Annotated in this window: 22 protein-coding genes and 1 tRNA gene; 13 read left to right on the top strand and 10 right to left on the bottom strand. The window is 64.6% G+C overall.

Going from position 1 to position 20,945, the window contains the following annotated elements; all coding sequences use genetic code 11:
- Positions 1-2 precede the first annotated feature (2 nt).
- The 9 genes from QSV46_RS16900 to QSV46_RS16860 all read left to right on the top strand — a co-directional run bounded on the left by QSV46_RS16900 (position 3) and on the right by QSV46_RS16860 (position 8,270).
- Positions 3-605 carry a YqaA family protein gene (locus QSV46_RS16900; RefSeq protein WP_314953038.1) on the top strand — a complete coding sequence of 201 codons (603 nt, stop codon included), beginning with the start codon at positions 3-5 and terminating at the stop codon, positions 603-605.
- A 46-nt stretch (positions 606-651) separates the two neighbouring features.
- Complete coding sequence (locus tag QSV46_RS16895) at positions 652-1,173, top strand: hypothetical protein (RefSeq protein WP_314953037.1); 522 nt, start codon at positions 652-654, stop codon at positions 1,171-1,173.
- A 28-nt stretch (positions 1,174-1,201) separates the two neighbouring features.
- Positions 1,202-2,602, top strand: a complete 1,401-nt coding sequence (locus QSV46_RS16890) for an aspartate ammonia-lyase (RefSeq protein WP_314953036.1) — start codon at positions 1,202-1,204, stop codon at positions 2,600-2,602.
- Positions 2,603-2,755: 153 nt separating this feature from the next.
- Positions 2,756-3,724 carry a nitronate monooxygenase family protein gene (locus tag QSV46_RS16885; RefSeq protein ID WP_314953035.1) on the top strand — a complete coding sequence of 323 codons (969 nt, stop codon included), beginning with the start codon at positions 2,756-2,758 and terminating at the stop codon, positions 3,722-3,724.
- Between the two features lie 10 nt (positions 3,725-3,734).
- Positions 3,735-4,508, top strand: a complete 774-nt coding sequence (locus QSV46_RS16880; protein WP_314953034.1) for a thioesterase family protein — start codon at positions 3,735-3,737, stop codon at positions 4,506-4,508.
- Between the two features lie 706 nt (positions 4,509-5,214).
- Positions 5,215-6,225, top strand: a complete 1,011-nt coding sequence (locus QSV46_RS16875) for a nitronate monooxygenase (protein ID WP_314953033.1) — start codon at positions 5,215-5,217, stop codon at positions 6,223-6,225.
- A 97-nt stretch (positions 6,226-6,322) separates the two neighbouring features.
- Positions 6,323-6,571 carry a hypothetical protein gene (locus QSV46_RS16870; RefSeq protein WP_314953032.1) on the top strand — a complete coding sequence of 83 codons (249 nt, stop codon included), beginning with the start codon at positions 6,323-6,325 and terminating at the stop codon, positions 6,569-6,571.
- A 132-nt stretch (positions 6,572-6,703) separates the two neighbouring features.
- Positions 6,704-7,480: a hypothetical protein gene (locus QSV46_RS16865; RefSeq protein WP_314953031.1), complete on the top strand. Its 777-nt coding sequence runs from the start codon at positions 6,704-6,706 to the stop codon at positions 7,478-7,480.
- Positions 7,481-7,565: 85 nt separating this feature from the next.
- Positions 7,566-8,270, top strand: a complete 705-nt coding sequence (locus QSV46_RS16860; RefSeq protein ID WP_314953030.1) for a hypothetical protein — start codon at positions 7,566-7,568, stop codon at positions 8,268-8,270.
- Between the two features lie 2 nt (positions 8,271-8,272).
- Here QSV46_RS16860 and QSV46_RS16855 read toward each other — a convergent pair whose 3' ends face one another.
- Together QSV46_RS16855 and QSV46_RS16850 are read right to left on the bottom strand one after the other, a co-directional pair.
- Positions 8,273-9,853, bottom strand: coding sequence for a GMC family oxidoreductase (locus QSV46_RS16855; protein WP_314953029.1), 1,581 nt, complete (start codon positions 9,851-9,853; stop codon positions 8,273-8,275).
- A 118-nt stretch (positions 9,854-9,971) separates the two neighbouring features.
- Positions 9,972-10,196 (bottom strand): cysteine rich repeat-containing protein, encoded by a 225-nt coding sequence (locus QSV46_RS16850; protein WP_314953028.1) that lies wholly within the window; start codon positions 10,194-10,196, stop codon positions 9,972-9,974.
- 229 nt (positions 10,197-10,425) lie between these two features.
- On the opposite strand from QSV46_RS16850, the gene QSV46_RS16845 reads away from it, so the two are divergent.
- Positions 10,426-10,716, top strand: coding sequence for a hypothetical protein (locus QSV46_RS16845; protein ID WP_314953027.1), 291 nt, complete (start codon positions 10,426-10,428; stop codon positions 10,714-10,716).
- A 135-nt stretch (positions 10,717-10,851) separates the two neighbouring features.
- Here the strand turns inward: QSV46_RS16845 and QSV46_RS16840 are convergent, their stop codons facing one another.
- From QSV46_RS16840 to QSV46_RS16825, 4 genes are all read right to left on the bottom strand, one after another.
- Positions 10,852-12,768: a sensor histidine kinase gene (locus QSV46_RS16840; protein ID WP_314953026.1), complete on the bottom strand. Its 1,917-nt coding sequence runs from the start codon at positions 12,766-12,768 to the stop codon at positions 10,852-10,854.
- Positions 12,765-13,448 carry a response regulator transcription factor gene (locus QSV46_RS16835; RefSeq protein WP_314953025.1) on the bottom strand — a complete coding sequence of 228 codons (684 nt, stop codon included), beginning with the start codon at positions 13,446-13,448 and terminating at the stop codon, positions 12,765-12,767. Before QSV46_RS16835 ends, QSV46_RS16840 begins: the two co-directional genes overlap by 4 nt.
- A 168-nt stretch (positions 13,449-13,616) precedes the next feature.
- Positions 13,617-16,457 (bottom strand): DUF2235 domain-containing protein, encoded by a 2,841-nt coding sequence (locus tag QSV46_RS16830; protein WP_314953024.1) that lies wholly within the window; start codon positions 16,455-16,457, stop codon positions 13,617-13,619.
- 193 nt (positions 16,458-16,650) lie between these two features.
- Positions 16,651-16,884 (bottom strand): hypothetical protein, encoded by a 234-nt coding sequence (locus QSV46_RS16825; RefSeq protein WP_314953023.1) that lies wholly within the window; start codon positions 16,882-16,884, stop codon positions 16,651-16,653.
- A 121-nt stretch (positions 16,885-17,005) separates the two neighbouring features.
- Between QSV46_RS16825 and QSV46_RS16820 the strand changes: the two genes are divergently transcribed.
- On the top strand, positions 17,006-17,464 hold the full coding sequence (locus tag QSV46_RS16820) for a DUF6314 family protein (RefSeq protein ID WP_314953022.1): 459 nt from the start codon (positions 17,006-17,008) through the stop codon (positions 17,462-17,464).
- A gap of 35 nt (positions 17,465-17,499) precedes the next feature.
- Here QSV46_RS16820 and QSV46_RS16815 read toward each other — a convergent pair whose 3' ends face one another.
- Both QSV46_RS16815 and QSV46_RS16810 read right to left on the bottom strand, forming a co-directional pair.
- Entirely contained in the window at positions 17,500-17,802 is a 303-nt protein-coding gene (locus QSV46_RS16815) for a hypothetical protein (RefSeq protein ID WP_314953021.1), read from the bottom strand.
- Between the two features lie 188 nt (positions 17,803-17,990).
- A tRNA-Leu gene (locus QSV46_RS16810) sits at positions 17,991-18,075 on the bottom strand.
- Positions 18,076-18,234: 159 nt separating this feature from the next.
- Here QSV46_RS16810 and QSV46_RS16805 point away from each other — a divergent pair.
- Complete coding sequence (locus tag QSV46_RS16805) at positions 18,235-18,771, top strand: disulfide bond formation protein B (RefSeq protein ID WP_314953020.1); 537 nt, start codon at positions 18,235-18,237, stop codon at positions 18,769-18,771.
- Positions 18,772-18,774: 3 nt separating this feature from the next.
- Here QSV46_RS16805 and QSV46_RS16800 read toward each other — a convergent pair whose 3' ends face one another.
- Entirely contained in the window at positions 18,775-19,860 is a 1,086-nt protein-coding gene (locus tag QSV46_RS16800; RefSeq protein WP_314953019.1) for an AbrB family transcriptional regulator, read from the bottom strand.
- Between the two features lie 102 nt (positions 19,861-19,962).
- On the bottom strand, positions 19,963-20,235 hold the full coding sequence (locus QSV46_RS16795) for a PsiF family protein (RefSeq protein WP_314953018.1): 273 nt from the start codon (positions 20,233-20,235) through the stop codon (positions 19,963-19,965).
- Positions 20,236-20,438: 203 nt separating this feature from the next.
- Here QSV46_RS16795 and QSV46_RS16790 point away from each other — a divergent pair, with 203 nt between their 5' ends.
- Positions 20,439-20,930 (top strand): hypothetical protein, encoded by a 492-nt coding sequence (locus tag QSV46_RS16790; RefSeq protein WP_314953017.1) that lies wholly within the window; start codon positions 20,439-20,441, stop codon positions 20,928-20,930.
- Positions 20,931-20,945: the final 15 nt, after the last annotated feature.

The following is a 20,945-nucleotide window of genomic DNA, read 5'->3' as shown; positions in this document are numbered from 1 at the left end:
CCATGGTGCTTCATCGCGGCGCCATGCTGAAACGTATTTACGACTGGTGCATCGACGCCGCCCACAAGCCCTACGCGCTCTGGATCATGGGTGCCGTGGCTTTCGCAGAAAGCTCCTTCTTTCCGGTCCCGCCGGATGTGATGCTGATCCCGATGTCGCTGGCGCGCCCGCAGCGCGCCTGGCTCTATGCCGCCGTCTGCACCGTCACCTCGGTGGTGGGCGGTCTGCTCGGCTATGCCATCGGCGCGCTGCTGTTCGACTCGGTCGGCCACTGGCTGATCCAGGTCTATGGTCTCGGCGACAAGGTCGACGCTTTCCGCGCCTCCTACGCGGAGTGGGGTGCGGTGATCATTCTGCTCAAGGGGCTGACGCCGATCCCCTACAAGCTCGTCACCATCACCTCGGGCTTTGCCGGCTACAATATCGTGCTGTTCATCCTGTGCTCGATCGTCGCGCGCGGTGGTCGTTTCTTCATCGTCGCCATCCTGCTCAATCGCTATGGCGACTGGATCCGGGTCAAGATCGAGAAGCATCTCGGTCTCGTTGTGGCGGTCGGTGCGGCTGTCCTGGTGCTCGGCTTCGTGGTGGCGATCAAATTGATCTAACCCAAGGCGCTTTGCCGCTGCGTCTTGTTCGGCTACGGTTGCCGTCATGATGGTTCGATCCGGCAATCCGGTCCTGCGACCGGGGACGCTGATATTTGCGGTGCTTTCGGTCCTGCTCGCTGCCGGCGAGACCGGATGGCCGCAATCCGCGCCGCCGGCGCTCGGCTTGCAGGAGAAGAGCCCGCAGCCTGCGCCGCCGCCCTCGACGCCCGCGCACGAGCACAATCCCGGGCTGATCGACGAAATGGGCAAGCTGTTCGACAAGCTGCCCTCGATCCTGCCGCCGATCAAAAGCCCGAGCGAAACCATGAACGATCTGTCGCGGCTGGCGACGCCCTCGACCATGGTCTCGGGACGCATGGCCTGTCCGGTCTCGTCCAACGGTGCGCCGGACTGCAAGCTTGCCGCCGACCAGCTCTGCCAGAGCAAGGGCTACAAGGAAGGCAAGAGCCTGAACGCCGATTCCGCGGAAAAATGCTCGGCCAAGGTTTTGATACCGGGCCGGCAACGCAAACCGGATGACTGCCGCACCGATACCGTCGTCACCAGCGCGCTGTGCCAGAATTAAGCACGTCGCGCGAGCACAAGGAGCGCCCATGAGCCGCACGGAGCAGGACTTCCTCGGACAGCGTGAGATCGCCGACGACATCTACTACGGCGTCCAGACCATCCGCGGGAAGGAGAACTTCCACATCACCGGCATTCCGATGAACCAGGAGCCTTACTTCGTGAAGGCGCTCGGTTACGTCAAGAAGGCCGCCGCCATGGCCAATCGCGATCTCGGCGCGGTCGACACCAAGGTCGCCGAGGCGATCATCCTCGGCTGCGATCGCGTCATCGCCGGCGACATGATGGACCAGTTCGTCACCGACTTCATCCAGGGCGGCGCCGGCACCTCGACCAATATGAACGCCAACGAGGTGATCGCCAACCTCGCGCTGGAATCGCTGGGCTTCAACAAGGGCGACTACCAGCACGTCAGCCCCAACGATCACGTCAATTACGGTCAGTCGACCAACGACACCTATCCGACCGCGTTTCGGCTGGCGCTGATCCTGCGGCTCGAAAGCTACATGACGGCGCTGCGGCAGCTCCAGGAGGCGTTCTTCGCGAAGGGCCGGGAGTTTGATCGCGTGCTGAAGATGGGCCGTACGCATCTTCAGGACGCCGTGCCGATGTCGCTCGGCGCCGAATTCCGCGGATGGGGCACCACCATGGGCGAGGAGGTCGATCGCATCTCCGAGGCACGGGCGCTGCTGCGCGAGATCAATCTCGGGGCGACCGCGATCGGCACCTCCGTCACCGCGGCACACGGTTATCCCAAGCTCGCTGTCCGGCATTTGAGCGCGCTGACCGGCGTCGATTTCATCCTCGCCGGGGATCTGGTCGAGGCGACCTCCGACACCGGTGCCTATGTGCAGCTCTCCGGCGTGCTCAAGCGCACCGCGAGCAAGCTGACAAAAATCTGCAACGACATCCGCCTGCTGGCTTCGGGCCCGCGCGCCGGCTTCAACGAGATCAACCTGCCGCAGCTCCAGCCGGGCTCGTCGATCATGCCCGGCAAGGTCAATCCCGTCATCCCCGAGGTCGTCAATCAGACCAGTTTCCTCGTCATCGGGCTCGACACCACGGTGACGCTGGCGGCTTCCGCCGGCCAACTCCAGCTCAATGTGATGGAGCCGGTGATCTCGTTTGCGCTGTTCTTCTCGATCCGCACCATGGAGCGCGCGGTCAACAGCCTGCGCGAGAACTGCGTCGTGGGCATCACCGCCAACGAGGAGCACACCCGCAACATGGTGCTGAACTCGCTCGGCATCGTGACGGTGCTGAAGCCGCTGCTCGGCTACAAGCAATGCGCCGAGATCGCGCGCGAAGGCTACAAGAGCGGCAAGTCTTTGCACCAGATCGTCGTGGTCGAGCGCAAGCTGCTGACGCAGGAGAAATGGGACGAGATGTTCTCGTTCGAGCGGCTGATCAATCCGGATCTGATTGCGTGATGGCTTCGCCGCCGCGCGATGAATTCCGCGCGTTGGAATTGCGGTAACGGCATCCGCCACGGCGACACAACGCAATACTTGACAGTGGAAAGATTGCCTTGTTGGTATGATGCCCAACTTTCGTTTTGACCGCCAAAAGAGGATCGCTCCGCAATGTCCATGCCTGCCTTGTTCAAGGGACGCCTGTCGATCCCCGTAATCGGTTCGCCGCTCTTCATCATCTCGGTGCCCGATCTCGTGATCGCGCAGTGCAAGGCGGGTGTGGTCGGCTCGTTTCCGTCGCTGAATGCGCGGCCGCCGGAACTGCTCGACGAATGGCTGGCGCGGATCACCGAAGAGCTCGCGGCCTATGACCGTGCCCATCCCGACAAGCCGTCGGCGCCGTTTGCCGTCAACCAGATCGTGCACAAATCGAACAACCGGCTCGATCACGACATGCAGCTCTGCGCCAAGTACAAGGTGCCGATGATCATCTCCTCGCTCGGCGCGCGCGAGGAGCTCAATCAGGCGGTGCACGGCTGGGGCGGCATCGTCTTCCACGACGTGATCAACCAGAAATTCGCGCACAAGGCGATCGAGAAAGGCGCCGACGGCCTGATCCTGGTCGCGGCCGGCGCCGGCGGCCATGCCGGCACGATCTCGCCACTGGCTTTCGTCGCCGAAACGCGAAAGTGGTTCGACGGCCCGATCGCGCTGTCGGGCGCCATCGGGAATGGCAAGGCGATCCGCGCGGCGCGCATTCTCGGGGCTGATTTCGCCTATATCGGCTCGGCCTTCATTGCGACCAAGGAAGCCAATGCGGTCGAGAACTACAAGGAGATGATCGCGGGCTCGACGGCGGACGACATCGTCTACTCCAACCTCTTCACCGGCGTGCACGGCAATTATCTGAAACCTTCGATCCTCGCCGCCGGCATGGATCCCGAAAACCTGCCGACGTCCGATCCCTCCAAGATGAACTTCGGCACCGACGCCTCGGGCGAGCGTGCCAAGCCGAAGGCCTGGAAGGAGATCTGGGGTTCGGGCCAGGGCATCGGCAGCGTCGACGGCATCGTGCCCGCCGCCGAGATGATCGCGCGTTTCAAGAAGGAGTACGACGAAGCGATCGATCCGCCGTTGTGATGGCCTCGCGATGACCGCCATCTACCGTGTCGACGGCAACAACGTTGTCACCAGCTCTGATGCCGCCGGCCCGTGGGACCGGCGCATGCAGCACGGTTCGGCGCCGGCATCGCTGGTGACATGGGCGGCCGAACGGATTCCGACGCCGGTACCGATGAACATCGCGCGCGTCACCATCGATCTCATGCGCCCGGTGCCGGTAGCGCCGCTCACGATCGCGACCGAGATCCTGCGCGAGGGCCGCAAGATCCAGCTCTGCGAAGTGAGGCTCTTGGCCGACGGCGTACAGGTCGTCGGCGCCACCGTGCTCAAGATCAAGCGACAGGCCCTCACGCTGCCGGACGGCGTCGAGGAGCTCCCGGTTACGCTGCCGCCGCCCGAGGATTCGCTCGTCGAAGACGGCTACGGCGCCATCAGCCCGTTCGTGAGAACAGTCTCGATGCGTGCCGCGCGCGGCCGCTTCGGCCAGGCCGGCGCCGGTGCCATCTGGTTCCGCGTCGATCATCAGCTGATCGAAGGCGAGCCGGTCTCGCAGGCGATGCGCGCCCTTGTTGCCGCCGACTTCTCCAATGGTACGGCGTCGACGCTGGATTTTCGCGCCTGGACCTACATCAACGCCGACCTCACCGTGAACTTTTCGCGCCAGCCGGTCGGTGAGTGGATCCTGCTCGACGGCGAATCCTGGATCGGTCCGGACGGCGCGGGCCTCGCAATGTCGCGGCTGGCGGACACGAAGGGCTATTTTGGCCGCGCGGTGCAGAGCCTGGTGATCGAGAAGCGGTGAGCATGACGGCAAGCGCCGTGATCGCTCCTTGGCCGATCGAACGGCAGGCTTCCGCCGCCGCGGAAGGGATGCTCGGTCGGGAGCCTCTTGTCCGGAAGTCTCTCCGGCGCAGGCATCCTGCCTGTTCACAGACCGTAGAAGATCTTGATCTCCCACAGCACAACGATGATAGCCGTGATCAACGTAACCGCGGCCACCGCACTTTCCAGGGAAGCGACTCTCATTTCACACTCCGCTTCCCAGCCCCACCAGCGGTCTAGTTGATTCCCTGATTCGCCTGCAATTGCACGGGCGTCGCCGGCGCATACTCCGTCGCGGATTGTGGTGCCGGGGCCACAACGACACCGTAGAATTCCGGGGTTCTCACCCCACCATGCGGCTCCGCCCGCTCCAGAATCCCGCGCGCAGCACCTTCTTGTCGACCTTGCCGACGCCGGTCATCGGCAACGGCTTGACGAACTGGATCTGCTTGGCCGCATGCGCCGAGCCCTTCCGTGTCCTCAGCGGTGCGGCCGGGATAGCGCGACAGCGCGCGTAGCGTCTGCGCGCACGTCGGGGACGATGCGTGGAGGATCGGACATATGTTTCCTCGTCGCTTTGTCATTGGCTTCTCGCGTGTCAATGTTTGCGCGCGACGCTGGCACAGACGATGCGGGACGGAACGCCAACGCCCGCGCAAAGAGGCGAGCGTGACAGGGAGGCTTGGGTGACATCCGATCGACTGCAACAGGTCCGCGATCGTCTCAGCCTGCCTTTGATCGCGGCCCCGATGTTTCTGGTGTCGGGCGTCGAGCTCATGGTCGCGACCTGCCGCAACGGTGTGATCGGCAGCTTCCCCACCGCGAATTGCCGCAGCACCGAACAGCTCGAGGCGTGGCTTGCGCAGATCGAAACGCGGTTGCGGCAGCACGAAGATCAAACCGGCCGCAAGGCCGCGCCGCTCTGCCCGAACCTGATCGTGCATCGCTCCAACGCGCGGCTGGAGCAGGATCTCGCCGTGCTGTTGCGGCATAAGCCCGAGATCGTCATCACTTCGGTCGGCTCGCCCGCGCCGGTGTTGAAGCCGCTGCATGATGCGGGCGCGCTGGTGCTGGCTGACGTCGCCTCGATCCGCCACGCCGGGCGCGCGGCGGAAGCCGGCGCCGACGGGCTCGTGCTGCTGACTGCGGGCGCCGGCGGGCAGACCGGCTGGCTTAACCCGTTTGCCTTCGTCCGCGCGGTACGCGCATTCTACGACGGCATCGTCGTGCTGGCCGGCGGCATCAGCGATGGCCGCGCGCTACGGGCGGCCGAAGTGCTCGGCTGCGATCTCGGCTATATGGGCACGAAGTTCATCGCCACGCGCGAGAGCATGGCGGACGAGCGCCACAAGCAGATGCTGGTCGAGAGCAGCGCCGACGATATCTTGCTCACCACCGCTTTCACGGGCTTGCAGACCAGCATGCTGAAGCCGTCGATCGTTGCTGCCGGTCTCGATCCCGACGATCTGCCAGCGCGTGGCGCTATCGACATCGGCAAGGACATCGACGTCAACGCGCGCGAGAAGCGTCCAAAACGCTGGCGCGATATTTGGAGCGGCGGGCATTCGACGTCAGGCGTGGCCGGCGTGATGGCAGTCGACGACCTCGTCGCGCGGACGGTCGCCGAATATCGCGAAGTAGTGTCTTTTCCCCGTAAAAGCCCGGAGTCAGAAGGGCGTCATCCCGATCACAGTTAATCGAGCGCTCCTCCGGAGCCCCTCGCTTAACGGCAGATTAACCAACCCCCGCCAAGAATCCTTCACGGCCGCCAATCAGGGCCGAGAGGGACAGGCGATGGACTTCGATTTTCTCAACAGCAAGACAGCCGCGACGCTGGACGAAATCCGCGTCCGCGTGGCCCACGCGCTGGCCCGTCACCCGCTGTGCCGCAACGTCCGCTTCGACATCGTCAGCGTTCCCCGCACCCGCCGGGGTGGCAACTGGACGGTGACGTTGCAATCGGTCGAGCCGCGCGCGGTGTGGGAGGCCTCCGACATCGTCGCCGATATCCAGGATGCCTACGACCTGGCGCTAGCGGCCTGATTTGCTTGAGATTTCCGGGGCATGTCGCCGCAGCCCGCGCGATTGCCGCCGCAACGGCACGGTTAAGCCTTAATTATCGCCCAGTTTCCGGGCAGTGATCACGTGGACTTGAAGTTGGGCGCGGAGAGACGTTTGTCCAAAGCCATCACCATCGTCGTGCTGACCTGTTTCCTCGTTCTCGGCGCCGCCACCAAGGCCATTCTCGGCCGTGACAGCGTGCCAAGCGTCAGCGCGGAGATGATCGCGCAGACCCCGCCGCCCAAGCAGCTTTCGACCAATCGCGCCGCCAAGGCTGATCGTCTGGTTCCAACGCTGGCGCTGGCCTCGGCCGCAATCGAGCCGGTCCAGGTGCCCGCCGACAGGCTTTCGCAGGCGCCGGTGCTGACCGAGCCGCTGCGCCAGGCTTTTGCTGCCGCGACCCCGGCTGATTTCCCGATGCCCAAAGCTACGGACTCCAAGCCTTCGGAGTCCAAGGCTGCGGAATCCAAGGCTGCGGAATCCAAGGTTGCCTCGCTGGAGATGCCCGCCGCAGAGGCTCCGACCGGGGCGCTGCACGAAGCCCCCGCCAAGCCCAAGGTCGCCGCCAAGCCGCAACCGCAGAAAAACTATTCACTGCTCTCCGACGTGCAGATCGCGGGCATCAGGGATCGCCTGAAACTGTCGTCGTCGCAGGAATATTACTGGCCCTCGGTCGAGACCGCGCTACGCAACGTCGTCCGCAAGATCTCGGCAAACAGGCTCTCCAATCCGAACGCGCCGGGCGTGCCGATCGATCCGAATTGCGATGAGGTCCAGCAGTTGAAGTCGGCGGCGATGCCGCTGCTGTTCCAGCTGCGTGAGGATCAAAAGGAAGAAGTCCGCAAGCTCGCCCGCATCATCGGGCTTGAAAAGGTCGCGCAGCAGATCTGACGCGCAGTTCCCGTCCGGAACCCCGGATAGCAGGAACATCTGGCAATCCCCACGCGTTGCCCGCCCCAAACGAGGGAGTGGATCAATGCGCGCCGCGACAGCTTATTTCGTCGGTGCCGGAACGATCGTCGCCGCCATTGCCATTGGTCTCGGCGGCGGAATCGTCGCCGGCAACATCATGAATCCGATCGCCCCCAAGCAGGGCCCGGACACCAGCAAGATGGCGCAGCGCGCCGAGGCTGCGGCCGCAACAACCGCGTCGAGTGCGCCGTCGGAGCGCATCCAGTATCTCACCGGCTCGCAAACGTTCGGCGCGATGATCGCGGCGCCCGCGCAGGCGCAGGACAAGGCCCAAGCCGAAGTGAGGTCTGACGCCAAGCCTGACACGCAGTCCACTCAAGCGAGCGATGAAGCGCCGGCGGCGCGTCCCCGAACGGCCGCGGTCGAGCCGCGGAAGGAGCCGATAAAGCCGGCGCTGACTTCGCAAGCCGCGAAACCCGCGGAGCAGCAGGCTTCTACGGAGCCGTCCTCTTCGCCTGACAACGCCTATGCCAAGGCCAAGGATTCTGACGTGAAGCGTGCGGCGACCGAACGGCGCCGAGCCGAACGCCGCGAACGCTGGTCCGAGCGTCACCGCTACGACTACCGTGATCCACGCGGCGTGCGCGACCGCACCGATTGGGACGACGTTGCGCGCAACATCCGCGAAGATTCCGAGACGCGCGATTACGCGGGCCGGCCGCGCGGCGGCTTCCCGCAGATCAGGCTGTTTGGGCCCGACGACGACTAGCCTCAGTTCAAGATCGCGGCCGCTGCGCGTTCGGCGATCAGGATGGTCGGCGTCTGGATGTTGCCCGAAATCATGATCGGGATCGCCGAGGCATCGGCGACGTGCAGGCCCTCGATACCGCGCACCTGCAAGCGTTGCGGGTCGACGACGGCCAGATCATCGGTGCCCATGCGGCAGGTCGAGGCGGCGTGATAGAGCGTCGTGCAATGACCGCTGATGTAGCCGGCAATCTCGGCATCGCTCACGGCCTCCGCGCTTGGCGTGATCTCGCCCTCGATCATTTCTTTCAGCAGTGATTGCGCGGCGATGCGGCCATTGATGCGTACGCCTTCGATCATGGTCGCGATGTCGTTGCCGCTGGCATCCGACGCAAAATAGCCGGGGTCGATTGCGGGGGGCTCGATCGGATCGGCTGAGCGCAGCTTGATCTGTCCGCGGCTCTTTGGCCGCTGCAAGGTCGCATGCAGCGTGATGCCCGGTCTGGACGACAGAAAGCGGACATAGTCGCGGTGGGGGCTGATTGCGCCATAGAGTTGAAGGTCGGGCTCGACGCCGGGCCGGCTGCGTACATGAGCGCCGGCGGCTACCCAGGGCGAGGTGCGCGGGCCGCTGCGGTGCGCCTGCCATTCTGCGAGGCTTGCGGCGAGGCTCTCGTCGGTCCAGGCGCCCACCCCGATCTTCTCCTTTGTGTAGAAGGTGATGGGAATGTTGATGTGGTCCTGGAGATCCTTGCCGACGCCGGGCAGGTTATGCACGACGTTGACGCCGACCGCCTTCAATTCGTCGGCCGGACCGACGCCCGACAGCAGCAATTGCTGCGCCGAGCCGATGGCGCCGGAGGCAAGCACCACCTCCGTGGTCGCGAAGACGCTCTTCGGCTGCCCGTCCTCGAGATATTCGACGCCGATCGCGCGGCCGCGCTCGATGATGATGCGCGTCACGCGCACACCTGTCTTCAGCGCGAGATTGGACCGCGTCAGCGCCGGGCGCAGATAGGCCTTGCCGGTGCCGAAGCGTTCGCCGTCCTTGATGACGAACTGGAAAAAGCCTGCGCCCTCCTGGGTGGCGCCGTTGAAATCGGGATTGTGCGAGAGACCCGCGGCCTGCGCCGCCTCCAGCCATTTCAGTTCATTGGGATCGACGAACGGAACGTCGGCGACGTGCAGCGGGCCGCTCGTGCCGTGGAAGGGATCGTCCTTGAAACGCGCATTGTTTTCGAAGGCGATGAATTTCGGCAGCACGTCGCGCCACGCCCATCCCAGGCATCCCGCCTTCTCCCAGCCGTCGTAGTCGGAGGGAAGGCCGCGAATATAGATCATCGCATTCATCGCGCCGGAGCCGCCGACCATCTTGCCGCGCGGCCAGAAGATCCGCCGTCCGCGGCAGCCGGCTTGCGGTTCGGTGTAGAAGCCCCAATCGACGGCCGTGTTGAACATCGTTGGCCAGTCCGAGGGAATATCCGAGGCGAGCGGCGCAGCGCGGCCGGCCTCCAGCACCAGCACCTTGCGATGCGGATCGGCCGACAGCCGGTTGGCCAGCACACAGCCGGCCGATCCGGCTCCCACGATGATCGTATCGTACATTGAAGAGCACTCCGCCTAGCAACCTGCGCAGCGGGGCGCTTGCAAGATTTGTGCTTTGGAGCTGATCTCGTCACTCCGGGATGCGTGCGCAGCACGCAGACCCGGAATGACAGTTGGATCAGCCCCCGCGCGATTCCACGACCTTGCGGCAGGGGTCCAAGAGCTTCGACTTGTTCTCGCGCAGGCAGGCGTTCATCTGCGGCGGCTTGCCGACGTGTTCGGCGCAGAACTTGTTGGCATCGCCGCGGCAGGCCATCTGTTCCTGCAGCGTCGGACCGGATTGGGCCGCGGCCGGCAGGGCGGTGGCGGCGAGCAGCAGCGCGGCAAGAACCGAAATCTTCATAAAACACCTCTTTGGGATTGCGATGGGTCCCGTGGAATCGGGTGAGACGGACCATCTCGCGGGGGCGTGCGGCCGGTCCATGCCATGTTCATGGCATCGGCCCGTCCGGCTGCCGGACCCCCATCTTCATGGCATGTATCCGGGCGCCGTCTTTTCCCATTCAGGCTGCACGTTGGCTGCGAGACCCGGTGATTGCATCGGGACGCCCAACGGGAAGCAGGAGAGCAAGATGTCGAGAAAAGTGGGAGCGCTGAGCGCCGGGCTGACGGCCATGATGCTGGCGGGTGCGGCGATGCTGTCGCTGGGCACCAGTCCGGCGCAGGCGGTGGTGTATTGCAAGACGGTGGGCGTGCCCAAGGGCTGCGTGGTGCGGCCGACAGCGGCAGTGGTGATTGCACCCCGGGCGCCGGTCGCGGCTGCGGCGGTGGCGACGCCCGGCGTCGGTGCGCCCGGTGTTGGCGTCCGCGCCGGCACGCCGATGAATCGCGGCGGCCCGGTCAATCGCGTCGGCGTACGTTGACTGACCAGTTTGATTGAATTGATTGCATCGCTTCGGGCAAAGGGATGACTGCGGACGAACCCCCCGTCCTCCGCATGACAACAATCCGGCCCGTTCCCTCTCTCCGTGCGCCCCACACGTTCGGGGAGGGGCTTTTCAGCCCGCGGCGCCATCGCTGTCGGGAAAGACTTGCGGCAATTGCAGCCGCACGCGCGTGCCCGAGGAATCCGAGGCCAAATCCAGCACCGCCCCGCAGCGTGTGGCGCGGCTTCTCATGTTGCGCATGCCGCGGGCGGTCTGGCCTGTTGCCGTGGCCTCGCCGGCGAGCGCAAGGCCCTTGCCGTCGTCCGCAACACTGATCACGCCATACGGTCCTTTGCCGTCTTCGAGCGTCTCGATGGTCACGGTGATATGGCGCGCCTGCGCGTGCTTGACCGCGTTGGTCACGGCCTCGTCGAGGATGCGCACGATCTGGATGACGTGCCATGGCCGCAGTTCGGGATGCAGCGGCAGGCCCTGGGGCGTCGCTACGCGCCAGTCGAGCGCGATGTCGTGCGGCCGCAATTGCGCTGCCGCGCGCTCGCGCCAGGAGCCGAGTGCGAGCATGAGGTCGCCGCCGATGTCGTCCATGGAGTCGATGACGAGGCGCAGGTCCTTCAACGCGGCGCGCGCCGCATCCGTGATGCTGGCGCCCTCGTGGCCGCGCTCGGAGAGTGCGACGATGCTGACGAGCTGGCCGCCGAGGCCGTCATGCAGGTCGCGCATCAGCCGCGAGCGCTCGTTGGCAAGCGCCGCGGCCCGCGCGCGCTCCTCCTCGCGGGTGAAGCTCGCCTTCAGCCGCTCCTCCGCCTCGCGCACGCGCGTCACCAGCTGGCTGGCGAAGCCGTCGACCTGGTTCAGCGCGCGGGCGAAACGCCAGGTCAGGCCGGCGCCGATCGCGACCAGCATCGCCGAATAGGACAGTCGCGAGACGAAGATGCGTTCGTTGGTCACGATCTCGAACACCGATAGCATGTCTTGGACCCAGCAGGTCAGCACGATGCTCACCGCGCAGCCGAGCGTGAAGCTCGCGGCATCCTGGCGCCGCACCACCGCGGCCGCGGTGACGCAGGCCATCAGGAACAGGCAGACCCCGACCGTGGGGATGCCCAGCACCAGAAACAGGATGCGCGGCAGCGGCGGTCCTGCGATCAATCCGACCACGAACACGATCATTCCCGGCGCGAACAGCAGCATGCCGTAGCGCGGCCAGCGCCAGCCGAAGAACAGCACGCCGAAGGCGACGATCAGCGCGCTCTCGATCGGCGCGGACGCCAGCAGCACCGCGGCAAGCCGCGAGGCGGTGGCGGGCGGCACCGGCGGCGGCGAGAATGCCTGCACGACGCCGAGCACCATGGCCCCGGCAAGCACGCCATAGACCGGCTCGTGCCGCCGCATCAGCCACATGATCGCGAGGATGACGGCGAGGATCGACTGCCAGGCAGAGAACGCGACCGGCAGCGTGACGAACAGCAGCGTGCGGGTTTCGTAGGACGGACGCAGGGCGGCATCCGGTCCGACATAGACGGTGTCGAGAAAACCCTTCAGCGGACCCCAGACGAACAGCCGCACGGCGATCTCGTTGCTGCCGTCGTGCAGCAGCGAGGCAGGAATGAGCGCGATCTGTGGCGTATTGCGGTCCGGCCGGTTGGCATTGAAATCGCGGCGGGAGTCGAGCACGACAACGCCGTTGACGGCGACCTCCACCGCGTTGCTGAAGCGCGGCAGGTACACGGACCAACCCGACGCCGCATCATTGCTCCGGAACATGAAGGCGCCGGTATAGAGCGGAGGATCTGCAAGCGAATAACGCGACGACGTGAAATGCGGCAGCGTCACGGGACGGCTCGCGCCGTCCTCCCGCAAAGAAAATCCGCTCAGCGCAAAGTCTTCGGGGTCGCTCGGCTGGAGCAGCCGCAGCCCGAGGATGGTGGCGAGCACGATCAGGACCTGGAGCAGCAGATACGGCGCGAGGCGCGACGCGATCAGCCGGCGCCGCATGCGCTTGGGTGCCTTCGCCGCAATCTTGTTCACAGCTTGATCAGGCCCTGCTGCACCGCCTCGAACACGGCTTCGCCGCGGGTGTGCACCTCGAGCTTGCGATAGATGTTCTTGATGTGCCCGGGCACGGTCTGCCTGGACAGGCCGAGATGGCTCGCGATCTCGGCGTAGCTGAAGCCCTTTGCGATGCCCCAGAGGATATCGATCTCGCGCGGGGTCAATCTTGTGATGTTGAGCACAGGGCCTGGCGGCGGCTCGGCCGAGCTCTGCGCGGCACCTTGCGTTCTGCGCACGATAAACCGCGCGATCGAGGCCGAGATCGGCGAATGGCCGGCGACCAGGTCGCGCACGGTGGTGGCGATGTCGGTCGGGAAGGCGTCCTTCAGGAGATAACCTGTGGCGCCAACCGTGATTGCCGAGATCACGCTTTCCTCGTCGCCGAGCGCCGAGATCACCATGATTTCGGTATCGGGGAAGCGCAGCCGGGTCTCGCGGATCAACTCGACGCCATGGCCGTCGGGCAGCCGCAGGTCGGTCAGCAGCACGCGCGGTGCGCCGCCGTTCAGGGCCTGACGCGCCTCACCGAGCGTGCCGGCGCTGCGCACCTCGTAGCCGGCCTTGACCAATGCATCCTGGAGCCGCCAGCAGGTCGGCGCGTCGTCCTCGACGAGGAGGATGGTGATGGCCTCACCCATCTCGCCCTGTTCGCTCATGTTCATCGTCCCGCACCGCGTGTCCCCCGCGGCGCGAAGCCAAGTTTAGCCGCGGCGCGGACGCCGCGACAGCCATAATCATGGGGGCGGGAAAACCTCATGCCGGCCTGTATAGGGCCAGGAGTCGTCACGCCGATGAGGCCGTCTGAAGCAGTTTGCGTCTCGACGCTATTTGCTCACAGGCTGCGATGCCGGTTGGCCCGCAGGCATCGGTGGTGCCGGTATTCGCTGCACCGTGATCCGCGCGGTGCCGCTGTTGTTCCTGTAGTACTGCTCGTCCGATCCGAAATATGGGGCGTACTTTGCCGGAACCAGCCACCGCAGGAATTCCGGAAAGATCTGCACGGCGTCGTTGACGTAGAAGAACAGTTCACCGGAGTCCGGCGCCACGAATTCGGCGACCATTCGGCTTCCCAGCTTCTGCGTGTCCCAAACCTTGCGTGCCGCGTCGTCCTTGGGAAGCGCATCGAACGTACCCATTCCGGCCACTTCGCCCTTGAGCTTCTTCAGCTTCTCTGTGTCGTCGTGATCGGACAGCTCCATCGCATCTTCGAGACGCACGGGATATCTGTTCTTCGACTTGTCATTGTCCTTTTCCGCGGGAAGAGTCGGGTTCATCCGGCGGGGCAACTCATCGGCGGAGGTCGCGTTCACGACTTGCAGTGGTTGATCGTTCAAGCCCTTCTCGCCGACGCGCACCAACGGCTGGAACCAGTCCGCGCCGAACACCCGCCGAATTGGCAAGGCGAAGTAGTGATGCGTTTCGTAGGTCTGGAAGCCGTTGACACCGGTCATGATTGTGCGATCGAACCAAGGTTCTTCCATATCGATCCAGACGCGGTATTTTCGGCCTTTCTCGACCGAAAGCCTGCTTGCCCAGCAGAATTCGTCGACCTTGAAAGGCTCGGTTGCCTGGGCAGCGTCGTCACCCACCGGCCTCGCCAGCGCGATACTCGCCGGCACCGTTACACCCGCTCTTTTCTCCTTCTGCGCTTTTGTTTCCGGACTCTCGCAAACCTGGCCCGTTGCGAGGCGCCAGGTAAAGAAGCTGCTCGACCCGATCAGGAGACCCAAAGCATAGATCGCGATGATGGAGACGATCGGAAAGACGAATTTGGCGAACGGGAAATGTATCCGCCCGGCGTTCCTCTGCATGAAGCCGCCGAATCTGAACAACATGTTCAGCCTGCTGAGGTTCTTCAGGCTTGCCTTGCGATCCGGTCGGTACCAGGCGAGCCGCGCTCGCTCCTGGATGCCGTCGCGCAGCCGAGAGTTTATTTGCCAGATGCCCCACGTAAGCAGCACGACCAGCAAGGTCAATGAGGGATAGTAGAGCGCGATGTCGAGCCATGGTCCGGCGTAGGACGGCAAAATGTTTTTGAGCAGGTTGGCGATGGACCCGATCACCGCGCCGAGTCCCCAGTCAATATCGGTGATGATCCGAAGCATGAGGGTATCGCGTAGTCCATTGTCGATTGACAGCTCGACGATCTTGTGTGCGATCCAGGGCCAAGCGACAATTACGCCCGCTGTGATGAGAAGCGAAAAATAGGCCACGCGGCGCCACCACACGGCGCCGTGCGCAAGATTGATCATCCGGGAATTGGGCGCTGCCATCGCGGTGAAGGCGCGGGCTTCGACCTTGCTGACCGGGCCCTTCGCTTTTTTCAGATAGGCGCCCTGCATGGCCTTATGCGTGCCATCATCGGTGAGCTCCTGGATACTTCCATCCGGCATCAGCACGCGAGCATTCGCAGGAAGCATGATCGGTGCATAGTCGTCGCACCCGAACAGCATTCTCTCGACTACGGCGAAGTGTATCACCGGCGGGCCGCTATTCTCATCACCACCGAGGATCGGGCGAGGATCGTATCGGTACAGCACCGCCGCGCCGCTGCGTGAATCATGCCGCGGGCCGATCGCCGATTGGTAGGCGCGGAAATGCTCGATCGATCCGTCCTGAAAGCGAAGCTGCCCACCGAGCTGTTCGACCATCCAGACCAGCGGGACGAAGGAAAGGCTGGCCTCCGGATAACCGCCGCCGATATCGGAATGAACGCCGGCGAACCACACTTCGTTGACGATCTGGTGCGTCTCTTTCAGCTTTCTCTGGTCGATGCGTAAGGGGTGGAAGCTGGTGCGCTCGTCATCCAGCGCGAGCGCGTGGTAGGCGCGCTTCACCGCGCGCGAGAGTTCGTGGTTCCGGAACGAGATTGGCCAGACCGACCAGTCGATCGCCGCGCGCAGCTCCTCGATCGGTACGCCGAACGCTTCGACTGTGTCGAAAAGTCCGAGAAATTCGATTTGGACGTTCCTCCGGCCAGCCATGGCCTTGCGGACCGTGCAATAGGAGCGGTGGCAGCAGACGAAATGATAAATGAGGAGCAGCAGGTCGCGTGTCCAGCGCGCGATCCAGATCGTCGGAAGGCTCCAATAACCGACCGACGCCTTGCGGTATGCCCGCCACGCTGCCATGGCATTGCGCTCCATCTCGGCATGCGAGACCGGTTCGCCCTTGATCTCGGCCGGCACCAGCCCCTGGCTCGCGATCAGCGCGGCCAGCGTGCGCGCGGTGAAGGCGCCGCGGCTGAAGCCGAAGATGTAGATCTCGTCGCCTTCCCGCCAATTCCAGCACAGGAAGCGGTAGAGCTTGCGGACGTTGCCGGGCACGCCGATGCCGGTGGCGCCGTCGAGCGCGGCGAGCGGCGCCCAGCCGGCCGTGCCGACCCCCTTGATGTAGTAGGCAATCTGGTCCGGTTGGGTGTGGTCGAGCGCTTCGTAAAGACGCCAGACGCTGGATTCCTGGGCGGTGAACGCATTGCCGGTGCCGTCGGCAAACAGCACCAGCTTGCGGCCCGACTGCCCTGTGGCCGCCGCACCGGCGGTGTCGGCATCGTTGCGGGGCTTGTCCGTTGTGGTGGAATCTTTGTTCAGTGCCTCATCGTGGCGTGGCATGGCCCCTCCGGCAATTCGACCGCGGAAGCACTTCAGGCCTGGGCCGGGCAGCACTTCCGGGATTCAAGCAATGTTTGGGTCATTGAAAATACAGGTGCATTTTGCCCACAATCCCGCTGAGGTAGCAAGCGGGATCGCGCCACCTCGACGTGTCGGGAGGTCGCTCCGGCAATCGGAGCGGCGAAACTGCATCCGGAGGCCTCTGTTTCCCAAGCGACAGACTGTCGTGCGACGCGCTCAGAGCAGTCTACAAGAGATCGACTCGCGGCGGCGGATATCGCCGCGCCAATACCGACAGCGGCAGATGCCGCTCGCCTTCCGGCAGCTCCAGAAAGGCCAGCACCAGCGGCCGCCTCCAGTCACCGACGCCGAAATCCATCGCCATCCATTTCTGCGGCTCGGGGCCTTCGAGGCCCCGGACCCAGACGAAATAGCGGGGGAGGTCGTCGGCATCCGCTTCCGTCGTGCGTCTTCTGGCCATCAAAGCTGCTCGCTGGATCACCGTCCGTTGCGGTAGGATATAGGTATCGGCTCGCTGAAGTCGAACGCCCGGCTGCGGGTTCTGTGAGGCGCGACGTTGGGTTATGCGCAGATCTGAAGATATGAATGAAGCCACGATCGATGGCTGGGACGCCTCGGAAGTCATGACAAAGCTGATCGGCCCGTGGTCCTTCGACCGGGTCATCGAAGGTCAGGCTACGATGCAGGGTATCGCGATCTTCACGCCACTGGACAGCGGGCGGTTGGCCTATCGCGAGCAGGGACATCTGAAGCTTGCGAACGGCACCATTGTGCAGGCCGAACGCGAATATTTCTTCAGCAGCAGCGACGGGGGATTCAGCGTCTTCTTTAGGGAGGACCCACCGCTGCTGTTTCACGAGATCTCACTGTCCGCATCCTCCGGAGGAGCGCTGAGCGGATGCGCAAGCCATCTTTGCAAATGCGACGACTATCGTTCGGTCTACATGTTCCTGCCGGACGGGACGTTCGTCGTCCGTCATGTGGTGTCGGGTCCACGCAAGGACTACACCATGAACACGATTTACACGCGTCTCTCATGACCAAGACGGCGCGATGGCGACGGCCGCGCCGCCTTTTACCGCCAGAGCTCGCTTTCCGCCACGCGGTTGATGTCGGCGAGCCGGCGGTTGGCGTCGGCATTCAGGTCGATGCTCTCAACCAGCGTCAGCAGGCGCCGATAGGCCCCGTCGGCGATTTCAACCGGCAGCGGGGCCTCGTGAAACGCCTCGACATAGCTGCCGACAAGACCGCTCAGCAGCCGGCACAGGCCGCGCTGGGCGGGATCGTCCCGGCCGAGTGTCTCGAGCTTTTGCTGGAATGTCCGGAAGGTGCGCAGGCCGTGGTGCTGTTGCGAAAGCCACGTATGCAGGTCGTTCATGTGAGCCCCTTCGAGTTATGGAAGAAGCTGCCGGTTTATACAGGCGGGATGTGACGATTGCTAGGGAGGGGGAGTGAGCTTTGTCGCGCCAGTCCGCCTTCGCCAAGGCTTCGGCGGGACTCTTTGGTGCTTCGCTTCGATGGTGCCGCGCGTGGCTCGCCCAGCCGTAGCTGCGAAGCAGCGAAGGCTGGTGCCCCTGGCCGGAATCGAACCAGCACTCCTTGCGGAACTCGATTTTGAGTCGAGCGCGTCTACCAGTTCCGCCACAGGGGCCCTCGGTCGGCCCCCCAAAAGCGGGCGTCGCGAAGCCGGCGGACTATAGCCATGGACAAAGCGGGGTCAACCCGCGCCAAAGTGATCCCGGCCGTTCTCGACAGCCGCATGGGCGGGGGTTAGAGCCTTGAGAAAGCGACCCATCGAGACGAGGCTGCCGTGACCCAGAGTGCCGCAATACCTGGATTCAAACCGGCGGCCACCGGCCCGGCTCTGACCGCCTCGCTCGCGGTGACCCTGATTGCGGCTGCCACGATCGCGGGAGCCTGGTTCTTCCAGCTCGTGCTGGAGATCGTGCCCTGTCCACTCTGCCTGGAGCAGCGCTACGCCTATTATCTCGCGATTCCGCTCGGCCTGCTCATTGCGCTCGCGGCGCGGAGCGGCGCGCCGCGGCCGCTGCTACTCGCAGGGCTCGCGATCCTCGCGCTGGCGACGCTCGCCAATGCCGGGCTCGGCACCTATCACTCCGGAGTCGAATGGGGCTTTTGGAAGGGCCCGACCGACTGCTCCGGCCCGGTCGTCAATCTCGGCAGCGCCGCCGACCTGCTGTCCAAGCTCGACACCGTGAAGGTGGTGCGCTGCGACGAGGTGCAGTGGCGTTTCCTCGGCCTCTCGCTCGCCGGCTACAACGTGCTGATCTCGCTGCTGATGGCCGCAATCGCCGCGTGGGCATTTGTGCGGACGGCGAAGCGCTAGGGTCTAATCGTCCACATCGTCCTGGGTGCGCCCGAACAGGTGCACGATGCCGGGCGTTGCGATCGTCACGAACACGAAGCGCGACAGATGATGGGCGCCGACGAAGATCGGGTCGATGTGCAGCGTCAGCGCCAGCGCCAGCATGGCGTCCATCGCGCCCGGCGCGAAGGCGACGACGACATCGGAGAATTTCACCTGCGTGGTGAGCGCGACGATGCCGACGAAGATCGCGGAGACGGCGATGGCCACGGCGAACGAGCCGAGTGCCGCGTTGATATGGCCGGCGAGCGTCTTGATCCGCATCCGGGCAAAACGGCTACCGATCAATGCGCCGATGCCGACCAGCGCCACGCCGCGCACCCAGTCCGGCAGGCCGCCTTCGACCCAGTCCGCGCCATGCAGCACGCTGGAGCCGATCATCGCGCCGAACATCCAACTCGCCGGAAATTTGATCAGCCGCAGCAGCAGCGCCGCAGCGAGCGAGGCCGCGACCAGCATCGCAAGGTCGAGCGGCGAGGCGATCGCCGTCGTCAGCGATGGCGCCGCGGAAGGTGCGACGCCCGCGATGGCCAGGACCATCGGCAGCGCTGCGGTGAGGATGATGACGCGCATGGTCTGGACCACCGCGATGCCGGGCAGGTCGGCGCCGCGTTCAACCGCCAGGATCGTGATCTGCGACAGCGCGCCGGGGCTGCCGGCGAGGAAGGCCGAGGTGCGGTCCCAGCCATGGATGCGCTGGAGGTAATAGCTCGAGCCGAACGTCGAGCAGAAAGTCGCGAGCGCAAGCAGGCCGATGGTGACGGGATAGGCGCTGACCTGTTGCAGCAGATGGCGCGAGACGACCGAGCCGAGTGAAATGCCGAGCAGCACCAGCACGGTCTGGGTCAGGATCGGCGGCAGCGCGAGCTTGCGTCCGGCGATCGCAGCTGCTCCGACCGCGATCATCGAGCCTGAGATCAGCCCGCCGGGAAGACCCGCAAGCAGAAACACCAGGCCGCCGGCGGTGCCGATGACAAGCGTCTCGACCGTGCTCAAGATCTCGGCACGGCTCGGCCATTCGAACGGCAGGGAGGCGGTGATTTGTTTCACCGCCACCTTATCGCAAATCAGGGAGAGGCGCACAATTGCAGGCTCGTCATGCCGCAATGCGCGCGCCCCTCACCGATGCTCGCGAACCGTGGGGTGACGGATTTACTTCTTGTCGGCGGCGGGGGCGGCGATGCCGGCCTTCGCGGATTTGATGCACTCGGAGCGGAATTTCTTGCGCTCCTTGCCGTGCAGGCCCTTGGCGTCTGCCTGCTTGGAGCAATCGAGCGACTCGGCCGAGCGCTCCTTCGGCGCTTTCCTGTCGGCGGTGGCAGCGGCATCAGGCTTGGCAGCCGGCGCGGCGGTCTGCGCCAAAGCGGTGCCGGTAGCGAGCAGGGAGGCGAGGGCGACGACGGCGAGGCGAGACGTGAAGGTCATGGTGTTGCACTCTGTCTTGCGCGAATTGCGAAGGGCGCGAAGGTCGGCTCGCGTTGCTGAACGCGGCATGAATAATTCAGACGGCCGGATCACTAAATTTTTGCCGCGAATGCCATCGCTTCCTTGTCGCAAGCCGCCGACACGCTAGGATAGCAATCCTCGTTTCACGTCCGTCGGGAAAGACCAAGGAGGAGGATTCAAGGATGACCATTCAATCAAAATTGCTGTGTGCCGTGGCGTTGACGGGCTTTGCCGCACTGATGGCGAGCGCGCCGGCTCAGGCGCTGACCTCGCAGGAGTGCAGCGCAAAATATCAGGCAGCCAAGAAGGACGGCTCACTCGGCACCATGAAGTGGAATGACTTCCGCAAGGCTCAGTGCGGTGCCGATGCGACGCCGGCCGCCGCACCGAGCGCGGCGGCTCCGGCTATGCCCGCCGCTCCCGCCGAGCCGAAGCAGGCGAAGAAGGAGGCCGCGCCGGCTGCCGCGCCGACCCTGCCGGCCGGACCCGCGATCTACCCGAACGCCGTCGATCCGAAATATGCCAAGGAGACCGCCGGCAAGGCGCGTCTTCACACCTGCGTCGACCAGTACAACGCCAACAAGACCACCAACGGCAATGGCGGCATGAAGTGGATCGAGAAGGGCGGCGGCTATTACAGCGAATGCAACAAGAAGCTGAAGGGCCCTGCCTGAGCTTCGACCTGATGC

Source organism: Bradyrhizobium cosmicum (assembly GCF_032290525.1).
Taxonomy (GTDB): Bacteria; Pseudomonadota; Alphaproteobacteria; order Rhizobiales; family Xanthobacteraceae; genus Bradyrhizobium; species Bradyrhizobium cosmicum_A.
This window is presented reverse-complemented; position numbering and strand designations above follow the sequence as displayed.

Coding starts and splice junctions, on each gene's coding strand:
- QSV46_RS16885 (WP_314953035.1), top strand. CDS start 2,756: ATGTCCATGCCTGCCTTGTTCAAGGGACGCCTGTCGATCCCCGTAATC.
- QSV46_RS16870 (WP_314953032.1), top strand. CDS start 6,323: ATGGACTTCGATTTTCTCAACAGCAAGACAGCCGCGACGCTGGACGAA.
- QSV46_RS16860 (WP_314953030.1), top strand. CDS start 7,566: ATGCGCGCCGCGACAGCTTATTTCGTCGGTGCCGGAACGATCGTCGCC.
- QSV46_RS16850 (WP_314953028.1), bottom strand. CDS start 10,196: ATGAAGATTTCGGTTCTTGCCGCGCTGCTGCTCGCCGCCACCGCCCTG.
- QSV46_RS16845 (WP_314953027.1), top strand. CDS start 10,426: ATGTCGAGAAAAGTGGGAGCGCTGAGCGCCGGGCTGACGGCCATGATG.
- QSV46_RS16900 (WP_314953038.1), top strand. CDS start 3: ATGGTGCTTCATCGCGGCGCCATGCTGAAACGTATTTACGACTGGTGC.
- QSV46_RS16790 (WP_314953017.1), top strand. CDS start 20,439: ATGACCATTCAATCAAAATTGCTGTGTGCCGTGGCGTTGACGGGCTTT.
- QSV46_RS16825 (WP_314953023.1), bottom strand. CDS start 16,884: ATGGCCAGAAGACGCACGACGGAAGCGGATGCCGACGACCTCCCCCGC.
- QSV46_RS16855 (WP_314953029.1), bottom strand. CDS start 9,853: ATGTACGATACGATCATCGTGGGAGCCGGATCGGCCGGCTGTGTGCTG.
- QSV46_RS16880 (WP_314953034.1), top strand. CDS start 3,735: ATGACCGCCATCTACCGTGTCGACGGCAACAACGTTGTCACCAGCTCT.
- QSV46_RS16835 (WP_314953025.1), bottom strand. CDS start 13,448: ATGAGCGAACAGGGCGAGATGGGTGAGGCCATCACCATCCTCCTCGTC.
- QSV46_RS16890 (WP_314953036.1), top strand. CDS start 1,202: ATGAGCCGCACGGAGCAGGACTTCCTCGGACAGCGTGAGATCGCCGAC.
- QSV46_RS16795 (WP_314953018.1), bottom strand. CDS start 20,235: ATGACCTTCACGTCTCGCCTCGCCGTCGTCGCCCTCGCCTCCCTGCTC.
- QSV46_RS16815 (WP_314953021.1), bottom strand. CDS start 17,802: ATGAACGACCTGCATACGTGGCTTTCGCAACAGCACCACGGCCTGCGC.
- QSV46_RS16820 (WP_314953022.1), top strand. CDS start 17,006: ATGAATGAAGCCACGATCGATGGCTGGGACGCCTCGGAAGTCATGACA.
- QSV46_RS16895 (WP_314953037.1), top strand. CDS start 652: ATGATGGTTCGATCCGGCAATCCGGTCCTGCGACCGGGGACGCTGATA.